Source organism: Streptomyces sp. BoleA5 (assembly GCF_000373665.1).
Taxonomy (GTDB): Bacteria; Actinomycetota; Actinomycetes; order Streptomycetales; family Streptomycetaceae; genus Actinacidiphila.
This window is the reverse complement of record NZ_KB892116.1, coordinates 62,679-85,588: the sequence shown is the minus strand read 5'-3', so window position 1 is coordinate 85,588 and position 22,910 is coordinate 62,679. Positions and strand designations below refer to the sequence as shown.

The 22,910-nt window shown below is 73.6% G+C and carries 18 protein-coding genes; 5 read left to right on the top strand and 13 right to left on the bottom strand.

Features of this window, described 5'->3' with window-relative positions; translation table 11 throughout:
• Positions 1 to 227 precede the first annotated feature (227 nt).
• Positions 228 to 998: a transcriptional repressor LexA gene (gene lexA / locus B085_RS0127510; protein WP_026251503.1), complete on the top strand. Its 771-nt coding sequence runs from the start codon at positions 228 to 230 to the stop codon at positions 996 to 998.
• Between the two features lie 105 nt (positions 999 to 1,103).
• Here lexA and B085_RS0127505 read toward each other — a convergent pair whose 3' ends face one another.
• From B085_RS0127505 to B085_RS0127490, 4 genes are all read right to left on the bottom strand, one after another.
• Positions 1,104 to 3,092, bottom strand: a complete 1,989-nt coding sequence (locus B085_RS0127505) for an ATP-dependent DNA helicase (protein ID WP_018561831.1) — start codon at positions 3,090 to 3,092, stop codon at positions 1,104 to 1,106.
• A gap of 82 nt (positions 3,093 to 3,174) precedes the next feature.
• On the bottom strand, positions 3,175 to 3,924 hold the full coding sequence (locus tag B085_RS0127500) for a GNAT family N-acetyltransferase (RefSeq protein WP_018561830.1): 750 nt from the start codon (positions 3,922 to 3,924) through the stop codon (positions 3,175 to 3,177).
• Between the two features lie 21 nt (positions 3,925 to 3,945).
• Positions 3,946 to 5,811: an IucA/IucC family protein gene (locus tag B085_RS0127495; protein WP_018561829.1), complete on the bottom strand. Its 1,866-nt coding sequence runs from the start codon at positions 5,809 to 5,811 to the stop codon at positions 3,946 to 3,948.
• A 67-nt stretch (positions 5,812 to 5,878) separates the two neighbouring features.
• On the bottom strand, positions 5,879 to 7,261 hold the full coding sequence (locus tag B085_RS0127490; protein WP_037732582.1) for a diaminobutyrate--2-oxoglutarate transaminase family protein: 1,383 nt from the start codon (positions 7,259 to 7,261) through the stop codon (positions 5,879 to 5,881).
• A gap of 214 nt (positions 7,262 to 7,475) precedes the next feature.
• On the opposite strand from B085_RS0127490, the gene B085_RS0127485 reads away from it, so the two are divergent.
• Positions 7,476 to 8,651, top strand: a complete 1,176-nt coding sequence (locus B085_RS0127485; RefSeq protein WP_106435049.1) for a trypsin-like serine peptidase — start codon at positions 7,476 to 7,478, stop codon at positions 8,649 to 8,651.
• Between the two features lie 77 nt (positions 8,652 to 8,728).
• Here B085_RS0127485 and hflX read toward each other — a convergent pair whose 3' ends face one another.
• The 6 genes from hflX to miaA all read right to left on the bottom strand — a co-directional run bounded on the left by hflX (position 8,729) and on the right by miaA (position 16,638).
• Positions 8,729 to 10,237, bottom strand: coding sequence for a GTPase HflX (gene hflX, locus B085_RS0127480; RefSeq protein WP_026251502.1), 1,509 nt, complete (start codon positions 10,235 to 10,237; stop codon positions 8,729 to 8,731).
• A 146-nt stretch (positions 10,238 to 10,383) separates the two neighbouring features.
• The gene (locus B085_RS0127475) at positions 10,384 to 11,868 is read right to left on the bottom strand and encodes a M1 family metallopeptidase (RefSeq protein WP_018561825.1); all 1,485 of its coding nucleotides are present in this window, start codon (positions 11,866 to 11,868) and stop codon (positions 10,384 to 10,386) included.
• 72 nt (positions 11,869 to 11,940) lie between these two features.
• A complete protein-coding gene (locus B085_RS0127470; RefSeq protein WP_037732567.1) occupies positions 11,941 to 14,073 on the bottom strand; it encodes a RelA/SpoT family protein in 2,133 nt (710 codons plus the stop codon).
• Between the two features lie 152 nt (positions 14,074 to 14,225).
• Positions 14,226 to 15,104 carry a diaminopimelate epimerase gene (dapF, locus tag B085_RS0127465; protein WP_018561823.1) on the bottom strand — a complete coding sequence of 293 codons (879 nt, stop codon included), beginning with the start codon at positions 15,102 to 15,104 and terminating at the stop codon, positions 14,226 to 14,228.
• 16 nt (positions 15,105 to 15,120) lie between these two features.
• Positions 15,121 to 15,597, bottom strand: coding sequence for a hypothetical protein (locus B085_RS0127460; RefSeq protein WP_018561822.1), 477 nt, complete (start codon positions 15,595 to 15,597; stop codon positions 15,121 to 15,123).
• Positions 15,598 to 15,696: 99 nt separating this feature from the next.
• Complete coding sequence (gene miaA, locus B085_RS0127455; protein WP_037732581.1) at positions 15,697 to 16,638, bottom strand: tRNA (adenosine(37)-N6)-dimethylallyltransferase MiaA; 942 nt, start codon at positions 16,636 to 16,638, stop codon at positions 15,697 to 15,699.
• Positions 16,639 to 16,746: 108 nt separating this feature from the next.
• On the opposite strand from miaA, the gene B085_RS43955 reads away from it, so the two are divergent.
• A complete protein-coding gene (locus B085_RS43955) occupies positions 16,747 to 16,986 on the top strand; it encodes an antitoxin (protein WP_018561820.1) in 240 nt (79 codons plus the stop codon).
• Between the two features lie 30 nt (positions 16,987 to 17,016).
• On the opposite strand, the gene B085_RS0127445 is transcribed toward B085_RS43955, so the two are convergent.
• Genes B085_RS0127445 through miaB form a run of 3 tightly spaced genes read right to left on the bottom strand, consistent with a single transcriptional unit; the run spans position 17,017 to position 19,601 of the window.
• On the bottom strand, positions 17,017 to 17,712 hold the full coding sequence (locus tag B085_RS0127445; protein ID WP_018561819.1) for a class III extradiol dioxygenase subunit B-like domain-containing protein: 696 nt from the start codon (positions 17,710 to 17,712) through the stop codon (positions 17,017 to 17,019).
• A gap of 25 nt (positions 17,713 to 17,737) precedes the next feature.
• Entirely contained in the window at positions 17,738 to 18,067 is a 330-nt protein-coding gene (locus B085_RS43950) for a hypothetical protein (protein ID WP_018561818.1), read from the bottom strand.
• A gap of 49 nt (positions 18,068 to 18,116) precedes the next feature.
• On the bottom strand, positions 18,117 to 19,601 hold the full coding sequence (gene miaB, locus B085_RS0127435) for a tRNA (N6-isopentenyl adenosine(37)-C2)-methylthiotransferase MiaB (RefSeq protein WP_018561817.1): 1,485 nt from the start codon (positions 19,599 to 19,601) through the stop codon (positions 18,117 to 18,119).
• A 350-nt stretch (positions 19,602 to 19,951) separates the two neighbouring features.
• Here miaB and B085_RS0127430 point away from each other — a divergent pair, with 350 nt between their 5' ends.
• Together B085_RS0127430 and B085_RS43945 are read left to right on the top strand one after the other, a co-directional pair.
• Positions 19,952 to 20,935 (top strand): TAXI family TRAP transporter solute-binding subunit, encoded by a 984-nt coding sequence (locus tag B085_RS0127430; protein WP_037732566.1) that lies wholly within the window; start codon positions 19,952 to 19,954, stop codon positions 20,933 to 20,935.
• Positions 20,936 to 21,065: 130 nt separating this feature from the next.
• Positions 21,066 to 22,904 carry a bifunctional serine/threonine-protein kinase/glutamate ABC transporter substrate-binding protein gene (locus B085_RS43945; RefSeq protein ID WP_063741086.1) on the top strand — a complete coding sequence of 613 codons (1,839 nt, stop codon included), beginning with the start codon at positions 21,066 to 21,068 and terminating at the stop codon, positions 22,902 to 22,904.
• Positions 22,905 to 22,910 lie beyond the last annotated feature (6 nt).

The window sequence follows — 22,910 nt, the reverse complement described above, 5'->3', positions numbered from 1 at the left end:
TCATGGGACCGCGCGGAAGGACGGGGGCGCCGGCGCAATACCGGCCCGGGGAAACGGCGTTCGGCTCCCGAATGCGGAGCGAATTCGAATTCATATTCGATCAATACCATCTACACCTTGATCGCGACAGTGGATCCATGCAAATTCACTCGAACGTGTGTTTGGCGCAACCTTTCGAAAGCAACTACCGTTGTCCTACTAGGGAGAACATCTCGAGAGGGGCCGCCGTGACCACCACCGCCGACAGCGCCGCATTGACCGCCCATGACCGCCCCCAGGACCGGGTACGCCCGATGGAAGCGATGAACGACGAGACGCCAAAGCCCGCGCGAGCGCTACCCGGACGACCTCCAGGAATCCGGGCGGACAGCTCAGGACTCACCGACCGCCAAAGGCGCGTCATCGAGGTGATCCGGGATTCCGTCCAGCGGCGCGGATACCCGCCGTCCATGCGCGAGATCGGCCAGGCCGTCGGGCTGTCGAGCACCTCGTCGGTCGCCCATCAGCTCATGGCCCTGGAGCGCAAGGGATTCCTCCGGCGCGACCCCCATCGCCCCCGGGCGTACGAGGTGCGCGCCTCCGACTCCACGCAGGCGCAGCCCACGGACACCGCGGGGAAGCCGTCCGCGTCGTACGTCCCGCTGGTGGGCCGGATCGCCGCCGGCGGCCCGATCCTCGCCGAGGAGTCCGTCGAGGACGTGTTCCCGCTCCCCCGCCAGCTGGTGGGCGACGGCGAGCTGTTCGTCCTGAAGGTCGTCGGCGACTCGATGATCGAGGCCGCCATCTGCGACGGCGACTGGGTGACCGTGCGCCGTCAGCCGGTCGCGGAGAACGGCGACATCGTCGCCGCGATGATCGAGGGAGAGGCCACGGTCAAGCGCTTCAAGCGCGAGGACGGGCATGTGTGGCTGATGCCCCACAACGCCGCGTACCAGCCCATTCCCGGGGACGAGGCGACCATCCTCGGCAAGGTGGTGGCGGTGCTGCGCCGGGTCTGAGCCAGGACCCGCCCGTGACCGGGCCCCGGAACCTCTGCGCCGGTTCCGGGGCCCCGTTGTGTGCCGGGGGCTGCTCCCGCTGTGCCGCCGGGGTGCCCGGCGGCCTTACTCGGCCGCCGGGGCGGCGGCGTCGATGGCCGCCAGTGAGCGGCGGACCTGGTTGCGGTCGGTCGTCTGCCAGAAGTCCGGCATCGAGGCCTTGATGAAGCTGCCGTAGCGTGCCGTGACCAGCCGGGGGTCGAGCACGGCGACGACCCCGCGGTCCCCGGAGGCGCGCACCAGCCGGCCGGCGCCCTGGGCCATCAGCAGGGCCGCGTGCGTGGCGGCGACCGCCATGAAGCCGTTACCGCCCTTCTCCTCGACCGCCTTCTGGCGTGCGCTCATCAGCGGGTCGTCGGGGCGGGGGAACGGGATCCGGTCCATGACCACCAACTGGCAGTTCGGCCCGGGCACATCCACCCCCTGCCACAGCGAGAGGGTGCCGAACAGGCAGGTGCGGGCATCCGAGGCGAAGCGGCGGATCAGCTCGCCCAGGGTCTCCTCGCCCTGCAGCAGGATCGGGTGGTCGATACGTCCGCGCAGCGCCTCGGCGGCGGCCTGGGCCGCGCGCATGGACGAGAACAGCCCGAGTGTGCGGCCGCCCGCGGCCTCGATCAGCTCGGCGAGCTCGTCCAGCATGTCCTCGCGGCCGCTGTCCCGGCCGGGCTGGGACAGATGGCGGGCGACGTAGAGGATGCCCTGCTTGGGGTAGTCGAAGGGCGAGCCGACGTCGAGACCCTTCCACTCCGGCGGATCCTCCTCCCCCTCGGCGGCCACGGTGCCCTCCGGGGCCAGCCCGAGCGAGGCCGCGACCCCGTTGAAGTCGGCGCCCAGCCGGAGCGTGGCGGAGGTCAGGACGACGGAGCGCTCGGTGAACAGCTTCTCCCGCAGCAGCCCGGAGACGCTGAGCGGGGCGACCCGCAGCGAGGCGCCGAAGCGGTCGTGGCGCTCGTACCAGACGACGTCGTACTCGGAGCCCTCGACGATGCGCTCGGCGACCTCGTGGACGTTCTCCGTGGCGGCGAGGGCCATCTTCCGTACCGCGTCCTCGTCCTGCACGGATCGGTCACGGGTCTCGCCGAGCGAGGTGATGACCTGACGGCAGGCGTCGCGCAGCGCCATCAGGGCGTAGCGGAGGTCCTCGGGCAGCTCCTCGAGACGCCCGGGGAGGGCGAGTTCCATGAGCCGCTCGAAGCCCTCCGAAGCGCTCATCAGGGCGTCGGCGGCCTTCTCGTTGACCAGCTTCGCCGCGAGCTTCACGGTCCGGTTGACCCGGCCGGGGGTGAGCTCGCCGGTGGCGACGCCGGTGACCCGGGAGACCAGTTCGTGGGCCTCGTCGACGACGAGCACCTCGTGGGAGGGCAGGACGGGCGCGCCTTCGAGGGCGTCGATGGCCAGCAGCGCGTGATTGGTGACGACGACGTCGGCGAGCTTGGCACGCTCGCGCGCCGCCTCCGCGAAGCACTCGGCGCCGTACGCGCAGCGCGATGCGCCCAGGCACTCGCGGGAGGTCACCGAGACCTGCTGCCAGGCGCGGTCGGAGACACCGGGGGTCAGGTCGTCGCGGTCGCCGTTCTCCGTCTCGTCCGACCAGTCGCGCAGCCGGAGCAGGTCCTGGCCGAGCTTGCTGGTCGGCGCGGCGGCCTCGAACTGGTCGAAGAGCCCGTCGCCCTCGTCCTGCGGCACACCCTCGTGGAGCCGGTGCAGGCACAGGTAGTTGGAGCGGCCCTTGAGCATCGCGAACTGCGGTTCGCGGCGCAGCAGCGGCTGCAGCGCGTCGACGGTGCGCGGCAGGTCGCGCTCGACGAGCTGGCGCTGCAGGGCCAGGGTCGCGGTGGCGACCACCACACGCTCGCCGTGGGCCAGCGCGGGCACCAGATAGCCGAGCGACTTGCCGGTGCCGGTGCCGGCCTGGACGAGCAGGTGGGAGCCGTTGTCCACGGCTTCGGCGACGGCTTCGGCCATGGCGACCTGGCCGGGCCGCTCCACCCCGCCGACCGCGGTGACGGCGGCGTGGAGGAGGTCGGTGAGGGCGGGCTTCGAGGGCTGTGTCATAGGGCGTCCAGCCTACGGGGCGGCACCGACAGCGCGGTCGCCACCACCGGCCGTCCGCCGGTCCCCCCGCGGGACCGGCGGGTCACAGGACGTGGCGCAGCACGCGGTCGCGGACCAGCAGCGCGGCCCGCTTGCCGGGCAGCTCGACCTCCGCCGAGAAGCGGAATCCGGCGGTGAGGAAGGCGGCCACGGACGGGGTGTTGCGCAGGTCCGGCTCGGCGATCACCCGGGTGCAGCGGGGGCGGCGGCGCAGGACGTGGTCGGCGACGGCCCGCAGCAGGGTGCCCCCGAGACCGCGGGCCCGGTCGGCGACGGGCCCGATGAGCAGGTGGAGCCCGGTGTCGTGGGGGCGGGCCGGGTAGTGGCGGGCCAGCGGGTCGAGGTCGGCCCGGTAGACCTCCCAGTAGCTCATGGGCACCCCGTCCAGGACCCCGACGCAGGGCACGCTGCGCCCGTCGCCGTCGAGCTGGGCGCGCAGGTGCCGCTCGGCGACCTCGGGCCGGCCCGCGAGCTCCCAGAACTCCGCGACGGCCGGGTCGTTCATCCATCGGGCGATGACGGACAGGTCGCGCTCGGGGCGTACGGGGACGAGCTGGAAGGTGCCCGCGGGGGTGCCGACCGGGCCCCAGTCGGCGACCCCGTCGAGGAGGTCGTCGAGCGGGGTCGCGGAGCCCGCGCGGTCGTCGGCGGTGACGTCCTCGTCGAAGAGGGCGCGGACCTCGGGGGGCAGTTCGAGGTCGAGGGTGTCGTCCGCGTTCTCGTCGCAGGGGTCCCTGGGGTCGGCGGTCGCCGCCGGGGAGGCGGGGGCGCGGGTGGGGTCGGCGGTCGCCACGGTGGTCGCGGCCTCCTCTCGTCAGGCGGTCAGCGGGTTGGGGACGGTGACGTAGACGGACTGGGTGTCGACGGGGCCGACCAGCTCGTCGATCCCGTGCAGCCGTGTGAGGAGATTGGCCTTGCAGCGCAGCAGGGGTTCGGCCAGCAGGCGCGCGGGCAGGCCGGAGCGGCCGGCGCGCGCGGCCTGTTCCAGGAAGCGGCGCAGGGCGGCGAGGAGCACCCGTTCGTCGGCGAGGCGCTGGGAGCCGAGGGCGCCGACGAGGCCGAGGACGTTGTTGACGCCGAGGTAGTAGGCGAAGCGCTCGTCCGCGACGGCGTCGGCGACGAAGGTGTCGCTGCTCTCGCCGGCCCCGGGCAGCAGGGCGGTGAGGCCGGCGCGCGCGGACTCGCGGAAGTAGTAGCCCTGGTTGTCGCGGTAGCGGCCGCCGGACGGCCAGCCCTCGGCGTCGAGGACGACCAGGGTGTTCTGCTGGTGGGCCTCCAGGGCGATACCCGCCTGGCCGTCGAGCCACAGGACGGGCCGGACCACGGCGTCGAGGTAGCGCAGGAACCACTCGGTGGCGACGGCCGCCACCGGTCGCCCGGTACGGGAGGCGAGCCGGGCCAGCAGTTCGGCGAGCCGGGACCGCAGGACGCCGCCGCCGTCCGGGGCCGGGCGGGGGGCGGTGAGGCCGGCGAGGCAGCGCACCTCGTCGCGGGGGCCGAAGGGGTTGTGCCGCAGGACGACGTCGAGGCCGGGCACGGGGACGCCCGCCGTGGTGCCGACGGCCAGCCAGGCGGGGTCGCGGACGATGTCGAACCCGGGGTGGGCGGCGTGCCAGCGCGCGGCGAGGCCGGCCCGGAGCAGCCGGTGCACCTCGACACCGCGGTGGAGCTCCTTGCGGAGGTTCTCGCGTCGGGAGTTGGTGATCCGCAGGGCCAGCGAGAGCTTGAGCATCGCGCGGGCGCCCGGCCGGTACACGGTGCGCAGCGAGGACGTGGGGTGCCAGGGGTCGCCGGCGGCGCCGAGGTCGTGGAGGAGTCCGGCCTCCAGCAGTGCCCGCACCCCGGGGCGGTGGGCGACCTCGCGGGCCTGCCAGGGGTGGAGCGGGAGCGGCACGGTGCCCGCGGGGAGCCGCCGGACGAGTTCCGGTCCGGCGAGGGCCGCCAGCAGCTGCTCGGCGGGGAGGGGGCGGCCCCGTTCGGTCCAGGCCGAGTCGGTGGCCAGGAGCGAGCGGTGCACGGACAGCCAGTGCAGGGGGAAGGCCCCGCGCAGCTCCGGGGCGTACACCGCGGCCTCGGCCTCGGTGATCCCCTCCCGGCCCTTGGGCGCGGGGTGCAGCGGGTGGCCCAGGACGAGGGCCTGCTCGGCGTCGAGGAAGGGGTCGGTGCCGTGGGGGGCGGCGGGGCGGGCGCGGCGGGCGGCGAGGAACGCGGCGGTCTGGCGTACGGAGTCGGCGACGCGCGCGACGAGGCCGGGGCCGTCCGGGCCGGTCGCGGAGGCTTCCCGGGCGAGCAGCGCGGCGAGGGTGACGGCGTCCAGCGGGGTGCCTCCGGCGGCGGGCCGCAGGGCGCCGAAGCGGTGGTGGCCGACGGCCGACCGGTGGTGGACCGGGACGAGGAGTTCGGTGCCGCTCGCGGGGAGCGGCACGCGCAGGGTACGGCCGTCCGGCTCGGGCTGCAGCCCCGTCTCGCGGACCCAGCAGCGCAGCAGTGCCTCCGTGCCCGCGGCGTCGGCGGCGGCCCACGGATCCGTCTGCTCCAGCGGGTCGGCGCCGGGCGACGGGGCGGGCGGCGCCGGCGGTCCGGCGTGGCCCGGCAGCGCGGTGTCGCCCTGCGGTTCGGCCGCGGCGGCGCGCTGCTGGGGGACGGCCACGGTGGCTTCGTCGCCGGGACGTAGGGTCATCGCTTCGCTCCGTGAGGGGTCGGCGTCCGGTGGGATCCGCCCCGGAACGGGGCCGGTGGGCGCAAGGTCACACCCGGACCGCCGTCGCCGCGGCGAGGGCGTCGGCGAGGCGGTCGAGGACTGCTTCTGACTGTTCTTCGGTGATCGTCAGCGGCGGCAGCAGCCGGATCACGCTGGCGTCCCGGCCGCCGAGTTCGACGATGAGCCCGCGGTCGAGGGCGGCCCGGCGGACGGCCGCCGCGAGGCGCGGCGCGGTCGGGGGGACGCCCCGGGGGCCGGCGGCCGCTTCCGGGTCGACGAGTTCGACGCCGATCATGAGGCCGCGGCCGCGGACGTCGCCGACGCAGGGGTGCTCCGCGGCCAGGCCCCGCAGCCGGGCGAGCATGCGGTCCCCGAGCAGGGCGGCACGCTCGGCGAGGCCGTTGCGCCGCACGTAGGCGAGGGTGGCGGTGCCCGCGGCCATGGCGAGCTGGTTGCCGCGGAAGGTGCCCGCGTGGGCGCCGGGCTGCCAGCAGTCGAGTTCCTCGCGGTAGACGATGACGGCGAGCGGGAGGCTCCCGCCGATCGCCTTGGAGAGGACCATCACGTCCGGGACGATCCCGCTGTGCTCGACGGCCCAGAAGGTCCCGGTGCGCCCCACTCCGGTCTGCACCTCGTCGGCGATGAGCGGGATGCCGCGGGCGGCGGTCGTCTCGCGCATCCGCCGCAGCCAGGTGTCGGGGGCGGGGATGACACCGCCCTCGCCCTGTACGGGTTCGAGGAGCATGCCCGCGGGGGGCTGGATGCCGCCCTTGGGGTCGTCGAGGAGGTTCTCCGTCAGCCGGGCGGAGAACTCGGCGCCGTCGTCGCCACCGACGCCGAACGGGCAGCGGTAGTCGTACGGGTACGGGAGCCGGGTGATCCGCGCGTCGGCGGTGCCCGCCGCGCCGCGGACTGCGGTGTCGCCCGTGGCGGCGAGGGCGGCGGCCGTCATGCCGTGGTAGCCGCCGGAGAAGGCGAGCAGTCCGCCGCGGCCGGTGGCGGTGCGGACGAGCTTGAGGGCGGCCTCGACGGCATCGGTGCCGGCCGGCCCGCAGAACTGGATGCGCCCGTGGTCGGCGAGTTGACGCGGCAGGGTCTCGAAGAGGGCGGTGGTGAAGGCGTCCTTGACGGGGGTGGCGAGGTCCAGCACGTGGAGCGGGGCGCCGGAGTCGAGGACGGCGCGGATGGCCTCCAGGACGACGGGGTGGTTGTGGCCCAGGGCGAGAGTGCCGGCGCCGGAGAGGCAGTCGAGGTAGCGGCGGCCGTCGGCGCCCTCGATGGTCATGCCGCGGGCCCGCACGGGGACGACGGGCAGCGAGCGGGCGTAGGTGCGGGCGGCGGACTCGCGCTGGGACTGGCGCCGCAGGATGCCCGCGGTGTCCTCGGACTCGCCCTCGCGCGCCGCGGGTCGGCACCTCGCGCTCGGCATGGCGGCCACGTGCTCACTCCTCGGTGTCGGCGCTTGCGTTCCCGGAGCTACCAACGAGGCACGCGCTTACCGGCAACTGCCTGGGGCCGAGATCCTGGCGAGGAACCGTCGGCGCGGCGTCAGCCGTCCTCTCGTCGAGGGCATGGTGAGGGGGTGCCCTCCAGTGGGCAGACGACGTGTTGACGATGTGTTGACAACAGGGGGGCCACAACCCATGGCACCGATAAGCCGGTTGGCCGCGGCCGCCGTCGCCGCGGCACTGCTCGCCGTGACCGCGACGGCCTGCGGCCCGTCCGACGACAACGCCGACGCCAAACCGAGCCCGACGCCCACCGCGACGTCCGGCGACGGCGGACTCCAACTGCCGACCGCCCTCCCGACCAGCCTCGACGACCTGGACAGGTGGGCCGACGCGCTGAAGGACGGCGGCTGGAAGAACTGGGACAAGGACAAGTGGCTGCGCGACGCGGCCGACTTCATCAACCCCGTCATCAAGGACCTCTGGGACGCCGACCGGCTCCGCAACGCCGACGGGACCCCGGACGACGAGCAACGGCCCGACCTGGGGCGGGCCGACGACGGCGCCACCGACCCGGAGCCCGCCGCGATCCGGGCACAGCGCCTTGCGACCCCGTACCACGAGGCCTCCCCGGCCACGGGCAAGCTGCTCTTCGACATGCCCGACGGCCAGGCGGTCTGCTCGGCCACGGTGGTGAGCGACCCGGCGAACCCCGGCCGCAGCAACCTGGTGTGGACGGCGGGCCACTGCGTGCACGCGGGCGCGCGGGGCGGGTGGTACCGCAACATCGTCTTCGTGCCGTCCTTCAACGACACGGGCCTGAGCGGCGCCGCGCTGCGGAGCGCCGGCAAGGAGCAGCTCGCCCCCTACGGCACATGGTGGGCGACGAAGGCGGGGACCTCCCAGCAGTGGATCGACGGGGGCGGGGAGTCCTCGCAGACCAGTTCCGCCTACCCCTACGACTTCGCGGTGCTGAAGGTGACCGATCCGGACTCGGACAAGTCGCTGGAGGAGACGGTCGGGGCCTCGGTGCCCGTCTGGTTCGACGCGCCCACCTCGGCCGCCATCGACTCCATGGACATCCGCGGCTACCCGGCGGCGGCCCCCTTCGACGGCTTCGGCTACCAGCAGTACCACTGCTCGGGCGACCCGGTCCGGCTCGCCCTGGACTCGCGGGCGCCGACGATGCACTGGCTGGGCTGCACCATGACGGCGGGCTCGTCCGGCGGCGGCTGGTTCGCCCGGAAGCCGAACGGAGAGCAGGCCCTGGTCAGCAACACCTCGATCGGTCCGCAGGACGGCCCCCGCTGGCTGGCGGGACCGCGTCTGGGTTCCGAGGCCGAGGAGGTGTTCGACGCCGTCCGCGGCTGACACCGCCGGCCGGACGCCGGAAGGGCCCTCCCCCAGCGCGGGGGAGGGCCCTTCCGGTGTGTACCGGGAATGCCGGACTAGCGGCGCGCGGCCAGTGCGAACGGTTCGAGGTCCGCCGCGAGCTCGTCGTGCACCCGCGCCTTGAGCAGGGTGCCCTCACCGGTGTGCTCCTCGGAGAGCACCTCGCCGTCCGCGTGGACGCGGGCGACGAGCTCACCGCGTGTGTACGGCACCAGGGCCTCGATCTCGACGGCGGGCCGCGGCAGCTCGTCGTCGATCATGCCGAGCAGCTCCGCGATTCCCCGCCCGGTGCGGGCGGAGACGGCGATGGAGTGCTTCTCCCGGCGCAGCAGGGACTGCAGCAGCACCGGGTCGGCGGCGTCCGCCTTGTTGATCACCACGATCTCCGGCACGTCGAGCGCGCCGACGTCGCGGAAGACCTCGCGCACCGCGGCGAGCTGCTCGTCCGGGTTGGGGTGCGAGCCGTCCACCACGTGAAGGATGAGGTCGGCCTCGGCGACCTCCTCCATCGTGGAGCGGAACGCCTCGACCAGGTGGTGCGGCAGGTGCCGCACAAAGCCGACGGTGTCCGCCAGCGTGTACAGCCGCCCGCTCGGGGTCTCCGCCCGGCGCACGGTCGGGTCCAGGGTGGCGAACAGCGCGTTCTCCACCAGGACGCCCGCTCCGGTGAGCCGGTTGAGGAGCGAGGACTTGCCGGCGTTGGTGTAGCCGGCGATCGCGACCGAGGGCACCTTGTGGCGCTTGCGTTCCTGGCGCTTCAGGTCGCGGCTGGTCTTCATCTCCGCGATCTCCCGGCGCATCTTGGCCATCTTCTCGCGGATGCGCCGGCGGTCGGTCTCGATCTTGGTCTCACCGGGACCACGGGTGGCCATGCCGCCGCCCGAGGAGCCGGAACCACCGCCACCCATCTGCCGGGAGAGCGACTGACCCCAGCCGCGCAGCCGCGGCAGCATGTACTGCATCTGCGCGAGCGAGACCTGGGCCTTGCCCTCACGGCTCTTGGCGTGCTGGGCGAAGATGTCGAGGATCAGCGCGGTGCGGTCGACGACCTTGACCTTGACGACGTCCTCGAGGTGGATGAGCTGGCCGGGGCTGAGCTCACCGTCGCACACGACGGTGTCGGCACCGCTCTCCATGACGATGTCGCGCAGCTCCTGGGCCTTGCCGGAACCGATGTAGGTCGCCGGGTCGGGCTTGTCGCGGCGCTGGATGACACCGTCCAGGACGAGGGCGCCGGCGGTCTCGGCGAGGGCGGCGAGCTCCGCGAGGGAGTTCTCGGCGTCCTGCACCGTGCCGTCCGTCCAGACCCCGACGAGCACGACCCGCTCCAGGCGGAGCTGGCGGTACTCGACCTCGGTGATGTCCTCGAGTTCGGTGGAGAGGCCGACGACCCGTCGCAGCGACGCACGGTCGGAGCGGTCGAACTGGTCGCCGTCACGCTCTCCGTCGATCTCGTGACTCCACGCGACGTCCTCTTCCATCAGGGCGTCGGCCCGAAGGCTCTCGGGGAGGCGCTGGCGGCTGCGGGCAGAAGAAGCAGAAGAAGAGGAGGAAGAGGAGGTCATTGGATCCTTTGCTCGGATGATCGACGGGAACGGGGGGCACTCGTCCCCTCGTACGGAGACAACGTCCCGCGGGCCCGGAGGATTCCCCGGGTCCGGGCGCGCCGTCGTCGCCGTAGGTAGATGGTCGCACGCCCCTCGCCGCCGGGTCACGCGACTTTCCCCGCCTCACGCCGGTGCGCGTGGCCGTGCACCGGTTTGGCGGGCACGGAGCGTTTCCAGTCGGGGTGGCCGGGCATCGGGGGCGTGGTGGGCCCGTACAGCCAGGCGCGCAGGAAGCCGCCCAGGTCGCGGCCGGCGACGTCGGAGGCGAGCGCGATGAAGTCGCCGGTGGAGGCGACCCCGTCGCGGTGGCGGGCCACCCAGGCCCGCTCCAGCCGCTGGAAGGCGTCGGGGCCCATCTCCTGGCGCAGGGCGTAGAGCACGAGCGCCCCGCCGAAGTAGACGTTGCCGCGGAAGATGCCGAGCTTGCCGTCGCTGCCGGGCGGCTTGGGGGCGGCGGCCGGGCCGCCGTCACGGCGCAGGCGCGCGTCGGCGCCGTAGGCGGCCTTGGCGAACTGCTCCAGCGTGAGCTCTCGGTAGTGCTCGGCGGCGTAGCGCCACTGGTACCAGGTGGCGTGCCCCTCGTTGAGCCACAGGTCGGACCAGGTCGCGGGCGAGACGCTGTCGCCGAACCACTGGTGGGCCAGCTCGTGCACCATCACCGGCGCCGCGTCGGCCTCCCGGCTGAGCAGCACCCGTCGCTCGAAGAGCGAGAGGGTCTGGGTCTCCAGCTCGAAGCCGGTGACGGTGTCGGCGCTGAGGATGCCGTACGTCTCGAGGGGGAAGGGGCCGACCTGCTCCTCCATCCACGCGATCTGCCCTGCGGTCAACGCCAGGCGCTTCTCCAGCTTGGCCCGGTCCGGGTCGGCGGTGCCGACGACGTCCCGCAGCGGCAGGCCGCCGGGGCCGGTGCGGCGCAGGACGGTGGAGCGGCCGACGGACACCTGCGCGAGCTCGGTGGCCATCACGTGGACCGTGCGGTAGTTCCAGGTCGTCACGGGGCCCTTGCGGACGGCCGTCTCGGGCAGGCCGTTGGCGACGACCGTGAGGTCGTTCGGCGCGGTGACGTGGAAGGCGAAGCGGGCCTTGTCCGAGGGATGGTCGTTGCAGGGGAAGACGGTGTGGGCCGCGGCGGCCTGGTTGGCCATGGCCAGGCCGTCCTTGGTGCGGATCCACCCGGTGTCGCCCTTGGCCGCGGGGTCGCTGGTGTGCACGACGGTCACCCGCAGGAGGTCGCCGCGGGGGACGGGGACGGCGGGGGTGACGACCAGTTCCTCGCGCCAGGTGCGGAACGCCGCCCGGCGGCCGTTGACCTCGACGGAGCGGACGTCGCCGCGGAAGTCGAGGTGGAAGCGGTCCAGGGTGTCCGTGGCGAAGGCGTCGACCCGGGTCACGGCGTCCAGCGGCCGGTCGTTGCCGTGGTAGGTGAACGAGATGTCGTAGTCGTGGACGTCGTACCCGGGGTTGCCGAGTTCGGGGTAGAGCCGGTCGCCGAGCCCCACGGGCGTCGTGTCACCGGGCAGTCCGGCCGCGGTGAGTGCGGCCACGGCCGCCGCGGTGACGCCGGCACGGCGCGCAAAGGATCCGATCATGGGATACGGCTACCAGCGCACCGTGCCCGCCGGGCGGCGGCGCGTGGGCACCCCACCCGATCGGGTACTCCTCTACGGCTGCGCGGCGGCCACGGCCTCCTGGGCGCGGTACACGTCGTACACACCGGGCACGGCGCGCATCGCGCGCATGAGCGCGGGCAGCGCTCCCGGATCGGGCAGTTCGACGGTGTAGGTGTGGCGTACGCGGTGCTCCTGCGGGGGCTCCACGGCGGCGTAGACGATGGCCACGCCCTCGGTGGCGATCACCTCGGTGAGGTCGGCGAGCAGCCGGGGTCGGCCGAGCGCCTCGGCGTAGAGGGTGGCCCGGTGCCCGGTGACGGGGGCGTCGGAGCGCCAGTGGACGGCGACCTGGGCGCGGCCGGAGGCGGCCATGCGCGCGGCGACGGGGCACTCGCTGCGGTGCACGGCGACGGTGCCGCCGCGGATGGGGAAGCCGGTGATCCCGTCGGGCGGCACGGGGGTGCAGCAGCGGGCCATGCGCACGGCGGCGCCGGGCGGGTCGGTGTCCGCGAGCGGTTCGGCGGCCCTGCGGGCGGCCGTGGCGGCGGCGCGGACGGCGGGCGCGGCCGGCTCCTCCTCGTCGGTGGCCACCGGATGGGCCTCCAGCCAGCGGGCGATGGCGATCCGGGCGGCCGGGGTGCGGGCGTGCTCCAGCCACTCGGGCGAGGGACCGTATCCGTCCGCGTCGCCGTCGGCGCCCTCGGTCATCAGCAGGTGGACGGTGTCGCCGTCGCGCAGGACGGTGCCCAGCGGTGCGAGCCGCCCGTTGACGCGCACCCCGACGCAGGCGTGGGCGCCCTCGCCGTGCAGCGCGTACGCGGCGTCGGTGCAGGTGGCACCGTCGGGCAGGCCCACGGTGCCGCCGTCGGCGGAGAAGACGGTGATCTCGCGGTCCTGGGCGAGCTCGTCGCGCAGGGTGCTCCAGAAGAAGTCCGGGTCGGGGGCCTCGCGCTGCCACTCCAGCAGCCGGGCGAGCCAGCCGGGGCGCGTGGGGTCGACGCGCTCGCCCTCGTCGCACTCCGCGGCCTCGGCGGTGGCGTACGGGTTGCCGAGCGCGATGACCCCGGCCTCGGCGACGTGGTGCATCTGCCGTGTGCGGATGAGGACTTCGGCGACGCGTCCCTCGCCGTCGCGGATGGCGGTGTGCAGCGACTGGTAGAGGTTGAACTTGGGCGCCGCGATGAAGTCCTTGAACTCCGCGATGACGGGGGTGAAACAGGTGTGCAGTTCACCGAGGACCGCGTAGCAGTCGGCGTCCTCGGCGACCTGGATCAGCACCCGCCCGAAGTCGCTGCCGCCGGGCAGCGCGCCGCCGCGCTTGAGCCGGACCCGGTGCACGGAGACCACGTGCCGGGGCCGCACCTCGACCTCGGAGCTGATGCCGGCCTCGCGGAGCACCCGGCGGACGTCCTCGGCGACGGCGCCCAGCGGATCGGGCAGGGCGGCGTGCTCCAGGATCAGTTCGGTGGTGCGCAGGTAGTCCTCGGGGTGGAGGATCGCGAAGACCAGGTCCTCCAGTTCGGTCTTCAGCGCCTGGACGCCGAGGCGTTCGGCGAGCGGGATCAGCACGTCGCGGGTGACCTTGGCGATGCGGGCCTGCTTCTCGGGCCGCATGACGCCGAGGGTGCGCATGTTGTGCAGCCGGTCGGCGAGCTTGATCGACATGACGCGGACATCGTTGCCGGTGGCGACGAGCATCTTGCGGAAGGTCTCCGGCTCGGCGGCGGCGCCGTAGTCGACCTTCTCCAGTTTGGTGACGCCGTCGACGAGGAAGCGGACCTCCTCGCCGAACTCCTCCCCCACCTGGTCGAGCGTCACCTCGGTGTCCTCGACGGTGTCGTGGAGCAGCGAGGCGGTCAACGTCGTCGTCTCCGCGCCGAGTTCGGCCAGCAGCAGGGTCACGGCGAGCGGGTGCGTGATGTAGGGCTCGCCGCTCTTGCGCATCTGCCCGCGGTGCGAGGACTCGGCGAGCACGTACGCCTTGCGCAGGATGGCGAGGTCCGCGCCGGGATGTCGGGTGCGGTGCACCTTGGCGATGTGCTCGATGGACTCGGGGAGCCGGCCCGCGCGGCCGCCGGGGCCCAGCAGGGCCGCACGTCCCATCCGGCGCAGGTCCGCTGCCCGGGGGATGCGCCTGCGTCCTGCGGCGCCCGGGGCGGTCTCCACTGCGTTGTCCGGTCTCATGCGGCACCTCCGGCAGCGTCACCCACCGGCGGGATGGCTTCCGTGCCGGTGCTTGATGCTACCGAGCCCATCACGTGCCGCTGCCACGCTCTCGCCCAGCGTGATCGGCATCACCCGTTCGAGCGAATACAGGGCCTTGGGAGCGGGTATCGTCAGCCGCCGTCGCCGAGCCAGGCCGGATCGATGAAGCCCTCGGCGACGATGACCGCGGGGCCGGTCATCTCGACCGTCCCGTCGGGGCGTTCGGTGATCACCAGGGTGCCGCCCGGCAGATCGACCCGGTACGTCTCGGGACGGCCCGTCACGGCCGGGTCGCGGCCGTCGCGCCGGGCCGCGGCGACCATGACGGCGCAGGCCCCGGTGCCGCAGGAGCGGGTCTCGCCGGAGCCGCGCTCGTGGACCCGCATGGCGACGTGGCGGTCGCCGCGGTCGACGACGAACTCCACGTTCACGCCGTCCGGGTAGGCCGCGGCGGGCGCCCACGCCGGTGCGTCCAGCAGCTTGCCGGCGTCGGCGAGGTCGTCGACGAAGGCGACGGCGTGGGGGTTGCCCATGTTCACGTTGCGGGCGGGCCAGCTGCGCTCGCCGACCGCGACCTCGACCCCGCCGGCGGGGAGCGCGGCGCGGCCCATGTCGACGGTGATGTCGCCGTCCTTGTCGATGTGCACCCGGCGCACGCCCGCGCGGGTCGCCACGGCGACGTCACCCGCACCGGTGAGTCCGGCGCGCAGGAGGTAGTGGGCGAAGACCCGTACGCCGTTGCCGCACATCTCCGCGATGCTGCCGTCGCTGTTGCGGTAGTCCATGAACCACTCGGCCTCCGCGGCCATGGCGGCGGCCTCCGGGTGCCTCGCCGACCGCACGACCCGCAGCACCCCGTCGCCGCCGATCCCGGCGCGGCGGTCGCACAGGCGCGCGACGGCCGCCGGGGTCAGGTCGAGCGCCCCGTCGGGGTCGGGGATGATCACGAAGTCGTTCTCCGTGCCATGCCCCTTGAGGAAGGGCAGGCCCTGCGGTGCTGCGCTGGTCATGCGCCGAGTCTACGGGTCAGCGCAGACGGGCGACCCGCCAGAAGGCGAGCAGCGCCAGCACCACCGTGATCGCCGCGTACAGCGCCACGAAGCGCCAGTCCGGACGACGGCCGGAACCGCGGGCCGGCAGCCCCGGCCAGGTGTAGCCGACCCGGCGGGCGGCCATGAGCCCCCAGCCCGCGGAGCAGCAGCCCAGCAGGAGGCCGAGCATCGCGACGACGGCGCCGCCGTCACCGGCCTCGAAGGCCAGCGGGAAGGCGAACATGAGCGAGCCGAGCACGCCGAGGGCGACGATCGGGGCGATCTGCCACGCGCGCAGGCGCCGCTCGGGACGCAGCTCGCGGAAGGACTGCTCCTCCTCCGCGAGGGTCGTCCCCTCCAGCGGGTCCTCCAGAGGGCCGTCCACCACGAGCCGGTCGCGCGGCTCGAGGTCCTCCCCTGAGGCGCGCTCGGTGCGCTCCGGCTGGGGTCCATTGCGAGGGCCGGCTTCCATCGCCACGCGCCCTCCCAAGAAGTCCGACACCGTAGCTCCGATGCTCGATGATGGCACGGGCGAAGCGGCGTCAAGTGCCGCTGGGGCGTCCCGATGCCATCACGTGATCAGGCTGTGACCGCCCGACCGGGCGGGGCCGACGACTGCGAGGGCCTGGGTCACCAGTTCCTGTCCGCGGCCGCTGAGCCACCGGACACGGCCGTCCCGGCGGAACCACGAGTCCTGGCGGCGCGCGAAGCGCTTGGTGGCGCGCACGGTCTCGGCGCGCGCCTCCGCGTCGGTGCACTCCCCGGCCAGCGCGGCCAGCACCTGCTGGTAGCCGAGCGCCCGGGAGGCCGTGCGCCCCTCGCGCAGGCCGGCCCCCTCCAGGGCGGTCACCTCGCCGACCAGTCCGGCCTCCCACATGCGGTCGACCCGCAGCGTGATCCGTTCGTCGAGTTCCGGACGGGGGACGTCGACGCCGATCTGGACGGTGTCGTACACGGAGTCGTGACCGGGCAGGTTCGCCGTGTAGGGGCGGCCGGTGATCTCCACGACCTCCAGCGCGCGGACGATCCGCCGGCCGTTGCTGGGCAGGATCACCCGGGCCGCCTCCGGGTCCACGGCGGCCAGGCGGGCGTGCAGCGGGCCGGAGCCGAGCGTGTCGAGTTCCGCCTCCAGCCGGGCCCGCACCTGCGGGTCGGTGCCGGGGAACTCCAGGGCGTCGATGGCGGCGCGCACGTAGAGCCCCGAGCCGCCGACGAGCACGGGGGTGCGCCCGGCGGCCAGCAGCCGGTCGATCTCGGCGCGGGCCAGGCGCTGGTACTCGGCGACGCTGGCGGCCAGGGTGACGTCCCATATGTCGAGCAGGTGGTGCGGCACGTCCTGCCGCTCGTCCTCGGTGAGCTTGGCGGTGCCGATGTCCATGCCGCGGTAGAGCTGCATGGAATCCGCGTTGACCACCTCTCCGCCGAGGGCCTGGGCAAGGGCGACACCGAGGTCGGACTTGCCGGCCGCGGTGGGGCCGACGACGGCGATCACGGGGGGGACGTCGTTTCTCACGTGCACAGTTTCGCAAATTCCGGCGGCGCGGTTTCACCTGCGGACGAGTAAGATCGTTACGGGAAAAGGGTCATTTCCGACAAAGGCATCCATGGGAGACGGTGACGCATGAGCCTCAAGGACACGCTGAAGGCCAAGGCCGAGCACGCCAGGGCCAGGGCCGGCGCCAAGGCCGGCGACTTCATGGACCAGCACGGCGAGGCGATCGGCTCACGGCTGGACAAGGTCGCGCGCACGGTCGACGAGAAGACGAAGCACAAGTACAGCGGAAAGATCCACAAGGGCGTGGACAAGACGAAGGACGCCATGGAGCACCTGAAGGACGGCGGCTCCAAGCACACGCACTGAGGACGGTCCGGGCCCCGGGACCCGCCCCTGCTACGACCAGGCCGCCACGAAGTAGCCGACGCCGTACGGCGCCTGGTCGTACAGCAGGTCACCGCTGAGCCCGGCGCCTTCGGCGGCGCCGGCGAGCACCTGCCAGGGGGCGCGTCCGGCCGCTCCCAGTTCGGTCGCCAGTGCCACGTCCAGGTCGGACAGCGCCTTGGTGTCCGCGGCGCCCAGGGCGCGCGCCACGGAGGCGTCGAAGGGTTCGGCGCGCTCGTCGAGGTAGCCGGGCGCCTTGAGCGTGCGGCAGGTGGTGCCGTCGCCCATGACCAGCAGCGCCACCCGGTCGGCCAGCTCCGCCAGGCCCCGCCCCAGCTCCAGCATCCGGGCCGCCGGCGCGGACACGGGCACCCCGGCGGCGTGCAGCGGCGCGGTCGAGCCCGCCCGGTTCAGCAGCCAGGCCGCGAGCGTCAGCGAGGGGGCCAGGGGCTCGGGGTCGCCGCCGTCGCCGAGCCGCACCGCGAGGTTCACGCCGTACGGGCGCAGCGAGCCCGTGCCGCCGCCCTCCCAGACGTGCGCGGAGTCCGCGGGGCCCACCACCACCAGCAGATCGGGGCGCGCGGCGGCCGGCACGGCCAGGGCGTCCGCGCAGGCGGTGCGCAGCGGGTCCAGTTCCGGCGCCGCGCCCGACGCGACATCGGGCACGAGCAGCGGCGGACAGGGGCATACGGCGGCGGCGACCAGCATGATCGGAACCCTACCGTCCGCCGTCTCAGAAGCCCTCGGGCATGCGGTCCCAGGGCTCGGCCGTGGCGGCGACCTTCGGGTCCTTGCTGTCGTGGACCAGTTCGGCGACCGTGAAACGGCAGACGTAGGTCGTGGTCACACCCTCGTTGACCTGGACGAACCCCTCCCCCGAGCGGTAAAGCCAGCTGCGCCGCACGCTGAACGGCTTGCTCGGCCGGTAGGCCAGCGCCGTTTCCTCCAGCTTGCGCAGCGCCTCCTCGCGGGTGCCGTCGACGTGGCCGAGGAGCTCGAACTCCCACCGCCTGGCGTCGCCGCTGCCCACGGTCTCCTCGGCGAAGAGCCCCCAACGAGCCATCCCGCGTCCCCCACTTCCCCGCGTCCCCGCGGTCCCCGCGCCGTCAGTCTCAGCCGCATCCCGGTGCGGCCGCCGCCGGTGCCGGCACGGGCGCGCCGATCGTCGGCAGGCCCAGCATGACACCCGCGGGCTTGGCCGCCGCGGCCGAGGTGCGCCGCTCCCAGGCGTCGCCCGCCGCGGTGCGGCGGACGCCGAACGCCGGGTGCTCGGCGAGCAGGTGGTGCGGTGCGGCGTAGCTGATCTCCGCCATCACCACGTCGCCGGGACGGACCGGCTCGGCGGGCGGCGCGAAGTGCACCAGGCGGTTGTCGGGGGCGCGGCCGGACAGGCGCCGCGTGGCGTCGTCCTTGCGGCCCTCGCCCTCGGCGACCAGCACCTCCAGGGTGCGGCCGACCTGCTTCTTGTTCTCGGCCCAGGAGATCTCCTCCTGCAGCGCGACCAGCCGCTCGTAGCGCTCCTGGACGACCGCCTTCGGCACCTGCCCCTCCATCTCGGCGGCGGGCGTGCCCGGACGCTTGGAGTACTGGAAGGTGTAGGCCTGCGCGAAGCGCGCCTCGCGCACCACGTGCAGCGTCTGCTCGAAGTCCTCCTCGGTCTCGCCGGGGAAGCCCACGATGATGTCGGTGGAGATGGCGGCGTCCGGCATCGCGGCGCGCACCTTCTCGATGATGCCGAGGTAGCGGTCCTGCCGGTACGAGCGGCGCATCGCGCGCAGCACCGCGTCCGAACCGGACTGCAGCGGCATGTGCAGCTGGTGCATCACGTTCGGGGTCTCGGCCATGGCCGCGATCACGTCGTCGGTGAAGTCGCGGGGGTGCGGCGAGGTGAAGCGCACGCGCTCCAGGCCGTTGATCGCCCCGGTGGCGCGCAGCAGCTTGCTGAACGCCTCGCGGTCGCCGATGTCGGAGCCGTAGGCGTTGACGTTCTGGCCGAGCAGGGTGACCTCGATGACGCCCTCGGCGACGAGCGCCTCGACCTCGGCGAGGATGTCGCCGGGGCGGCGGTCCTTCTCCTTGCCGCGCAGCGCGGGGACGATGCAGAAGGTGCAGGTGTTGTTGCAGCCGACCGAGATCGACACCCAGGCCGCGTAGGCCGACTCGCGCCGGGTCGGCAGCGTGGACGGGAAGGTCTCCAGCGACTCGGCGATCTCGACCTGAGCCTCTTCGGCGATCCGGGCGCGCTCCAGCAGCACCGGGAGGCTGCCGATGTTGTGGGTGCCGAAGACGACGTCGACCCAGGGGGCCTTCTTGACGATGGTGTCCCGGTCCTTCTGCGCCAGGCAGCCGCCGACGGCGATCTGCATGCCGGGCCGGGCGGCCTTCTGCGGCGCCAGGCGGCCGAGGTTGCCGTAGAGGCGGTTGTCGGCGTTCTCCCGGACCGCGCAGGTGTTGAAGACGACAACATCTGCGGACACCGAGCCGTCCTCGCCCTTGGGCGCGCAGACGTAGCCGGCCGCCTCCAGGAGGCCTGCCAGCCGCTCGGAGTCGTGGACGTTCATCTGGCACCCGTAGGTGCGGATCTCGTAGCTCTTCACATCCTGCTCTTCACGCTGCACCCGTCCAGGGTAAGGGGCGCGTCGCGGGCCCTGGTGACCGCGCCCGCCCCTGTGCGGGCGGGCACCGGACCCCATGGGCGGCGCCGCGGCGTCAGGCGGCGGGCGGCTCGGGGAGGAGGCGGTGCTCGACCCACGGGCCGGCGGAACTGCACGGGGTGGGAAGCTGGCGCCGGTCACGCCCGTACCGCGCGGTACGACCGCGACCTGCCCCCGCGCGGCGGGGCGCGTCCCGGGACGGTTGTCCCCGTGGGGCGGGCCTGGGCGTCCGGGAGCCGCAGGCCGCGGGACGGCGCTGGCCAGTGCGGCGCCGGGCTGGCACTATCGCGGGGATGGAGCTCCCCCGTATCGGCAGACGCCGGGCCGTGCAGGCCGTGCTGGCGGTGGCGGCGGCGGTCGCGCTGCTGCTGTGGTGGGTGCTGCCCTCCGACGGGCCGTCGTACCCGAGGGACAGGGTCGACTTCGCCACCGGTGTGCGCAACGGCGTGTACGACACGTACGGGAAGCGGCTCCAGCCCTATCTGCACACGGACCTGCCCGGGGTGCCGGTGCGCCTGGTGCGGTCCGAGGGGTCCGTGGACAACGTCCGGCGGGTGGCGACCGGCGAGGCCGACTTCGCGATCGCCGCGGCCGACGCCGTCGCGGACTACGACGGCCCGGGCGGGGGACGACTGCGGGCCTGCGCGCGGCTGTACGACGACTACATGCAGCTCGTGGTGCCCGCCGACTCCCCCGTGCGGTCGGCGAAGGACCTGCGCGGGCTCCGGGTGGGTATCGGCCAGCCCGGCTCCGGGGTGAACCTGATAACGCAGCGGCTGCTGGAGGCCGCGGACCTCGGGGAGCCCGGCGACGTGCGGCGCCGGACGGTGGGCATCGACCGGGCGCCGGAGATGCTGCGCGAGGGGAAGCTCGACGCGTTCTTCTGGTCGGGCGGACTGCCGACCAGGACCATCGCGAACCTGGCGGAGACCACCGACGTGAAGCTGGTCCAGCTCGGCGACCTCGTGGCCCGGCTGCACGCCGAGAGCGAGGAGTCGGCGTACTACCGGCAGGCGGTCATGCCCGCGGACGCGTACCCGATGGTCCAGGGCGGCCGCGCGGTGCAGACGATCGCCGTGGCCAACCTGCTGATCACCACGGACCAGACGGACACCGGACTGGTGGAGCGCTTTACCCGGACCGTGATCGACAGCCGCGACCGGATCGGGCAGGAGGTGCACGCCGCCCAGCTGATGGACCTGCGGACGGCGGTCTTCACCGACCCGCTGCCGCTGCACGCGGGCGCCGAGCGCTACTACTGGTCCGTGAAGCCCTAGTCCGGCGCCACCGGCCGCCGGTACGGACCATTCCGCCCGACATGTGATCGTTCCGCGTCCCGGGGGCGATGTTCATCCCCGCCGGAGCCCCCTAACCTGTAGCGGACCACGTACCGATGGGGGCACACGCATGAGTTCTGGGGGTATGCCGCACACCCTCGTCGACGGCCGCTACGAGCTGCGCCGCCAACTGGGGCGCGGCGGTATGGGCGTGGTGTGGGAGGCGTACGACAACCGGCTCGGCCGTCAGGTCGCCGTCAAGGAACTGCTGTTCCGCGGCGCGCTGGACCCGGAGACGCAGGCCCAGTGGGTGGAGCGGGCGCGCCGGGAGGCGCAGGCCATCGCCCGGATCGGGCACGAGCACGTGGTCGCGGTGCACGACGTGATCGAGGCCGACGGCCAGGTCTGGATCGTCATGGAGCAGGTCAACCCGCACTCCCTGGCGGACCAGTTGCGCGAGCGGGGCCGGATCCCGGCGCTCCAGGCGGCGCAGATCGGCCTGGAGGTGCTGCGCGGGCTGCGCGCGGTGCACGCGGCCGGGGTGCTGCACCGGGACGTGAAGCCGCACAACATCCTGTTCCGCCGGGACGGGCGGGCGGTGCTCATGGACTTCGGGATCGCGACCTTCGAGGGCGCCGCCCAGGTGACGCGGAGCCACGAGACCGTCGGCACCCCCCAGTACCTGGCACCGGAGCTGGCCAACCGGCTGACGCCCACGCCCGCCGCCGACCTGTGGTCGCTGGGCGTCACGCTCTACGAGATGGTCGAGGGCCGGGCCCCCTTCCGCGGCCCGACGCCGTACGAGGTGCTGGAGGCCGTCCGCACGGCCGAGCCGCCGCCGACGGCGCACGCGGGGCCGCTGCGCCCGCTGATCGACGGGCTGCTGGTCAAGGAGCCCGGGGCACGGGTGTCCGCGGAGCGCGCCGAGCAACTGCTGCAGCACGTGGCGCAGGAGACCCCGCAGTTCCCGGTCGCCGTCCACCCGGACTACGACCCGGACGCCACGCGGACGGACGCGGACGCCCGGCCCGCGCCGGAAACGACCGAGCCCGGCGCCGGCACGCCGCCGGTACGCGAACCCGAGGGGCGGACGTGGCGCCGCCGCTGGTACACGCTCGTCGCGGGCGGGGTGGGTCTCGCGGTCCTGGCCACGGGCGGCTGGTTCGCCGTCGACAGGCTGCGGGACGAGGGGCCCGCGCTGTCCAGTTCACCGACGTACAAGGCGGCGCGTGAGCGCGGTTACCTCATCGTCGGTGTCAAGAAGGACCAGCCGGGCCTCAGTGAGGCGTCCAGCACCGCCGAGGGCGGGTACGAGGGCTTCGACATCGACCTCGCGCGGGCCATCGCCCGGCATCTGGGCTTCAAGAAGGTGCAGTTCACCGTCGTGGACACCCAGTCCCGCGAGTACCGTCTGAGTGCCGGGAACGTCGACTTCATAGTGGCCAGTTACTCGATCACGCCCGCCCGCAAGGAGAAGGTCGACTTCGCGGGCCCCTACTACCAGGCCGGCCAGGACTTCCTGGTGCGCACCGACGCCCCCGTCCACAGTGTGCAGGACCTGTTCGGCCGTGATGTCTGCACCGTCACGCACTCGACGCCCGCCGATCGGCTCCGCAAGGAGTACCCGCAGATAAGGACCGCGCAGCAGGCCTCGTACGGGCTCTGCGTCGGCGAACTGCTGGCGGGCAAGGTCGACGCCGTCTCGACCGACGACATCATCCTGGCGGGCTACCGGGCCCAGCACACCAAGGAACTGCGGCTGCTGGGCGCGCCCTTCGGGAACGAGGAGTACGGGGTGGGGCTGCAGCAGAACGAGCCCGCGCTGAAGCGGGCCATCTGCGACACCATAAAGGAGCAGATCACCTCGGGCGCCTGGCGCGCGTCGTACGTGAAGCACCTCAAGCCGCTGACGTCGCAGGGGCTCGCCGACCAGCGCCCGCGGCTGGACGAGATGTCCGAGTGCGGCTAGGCCCCG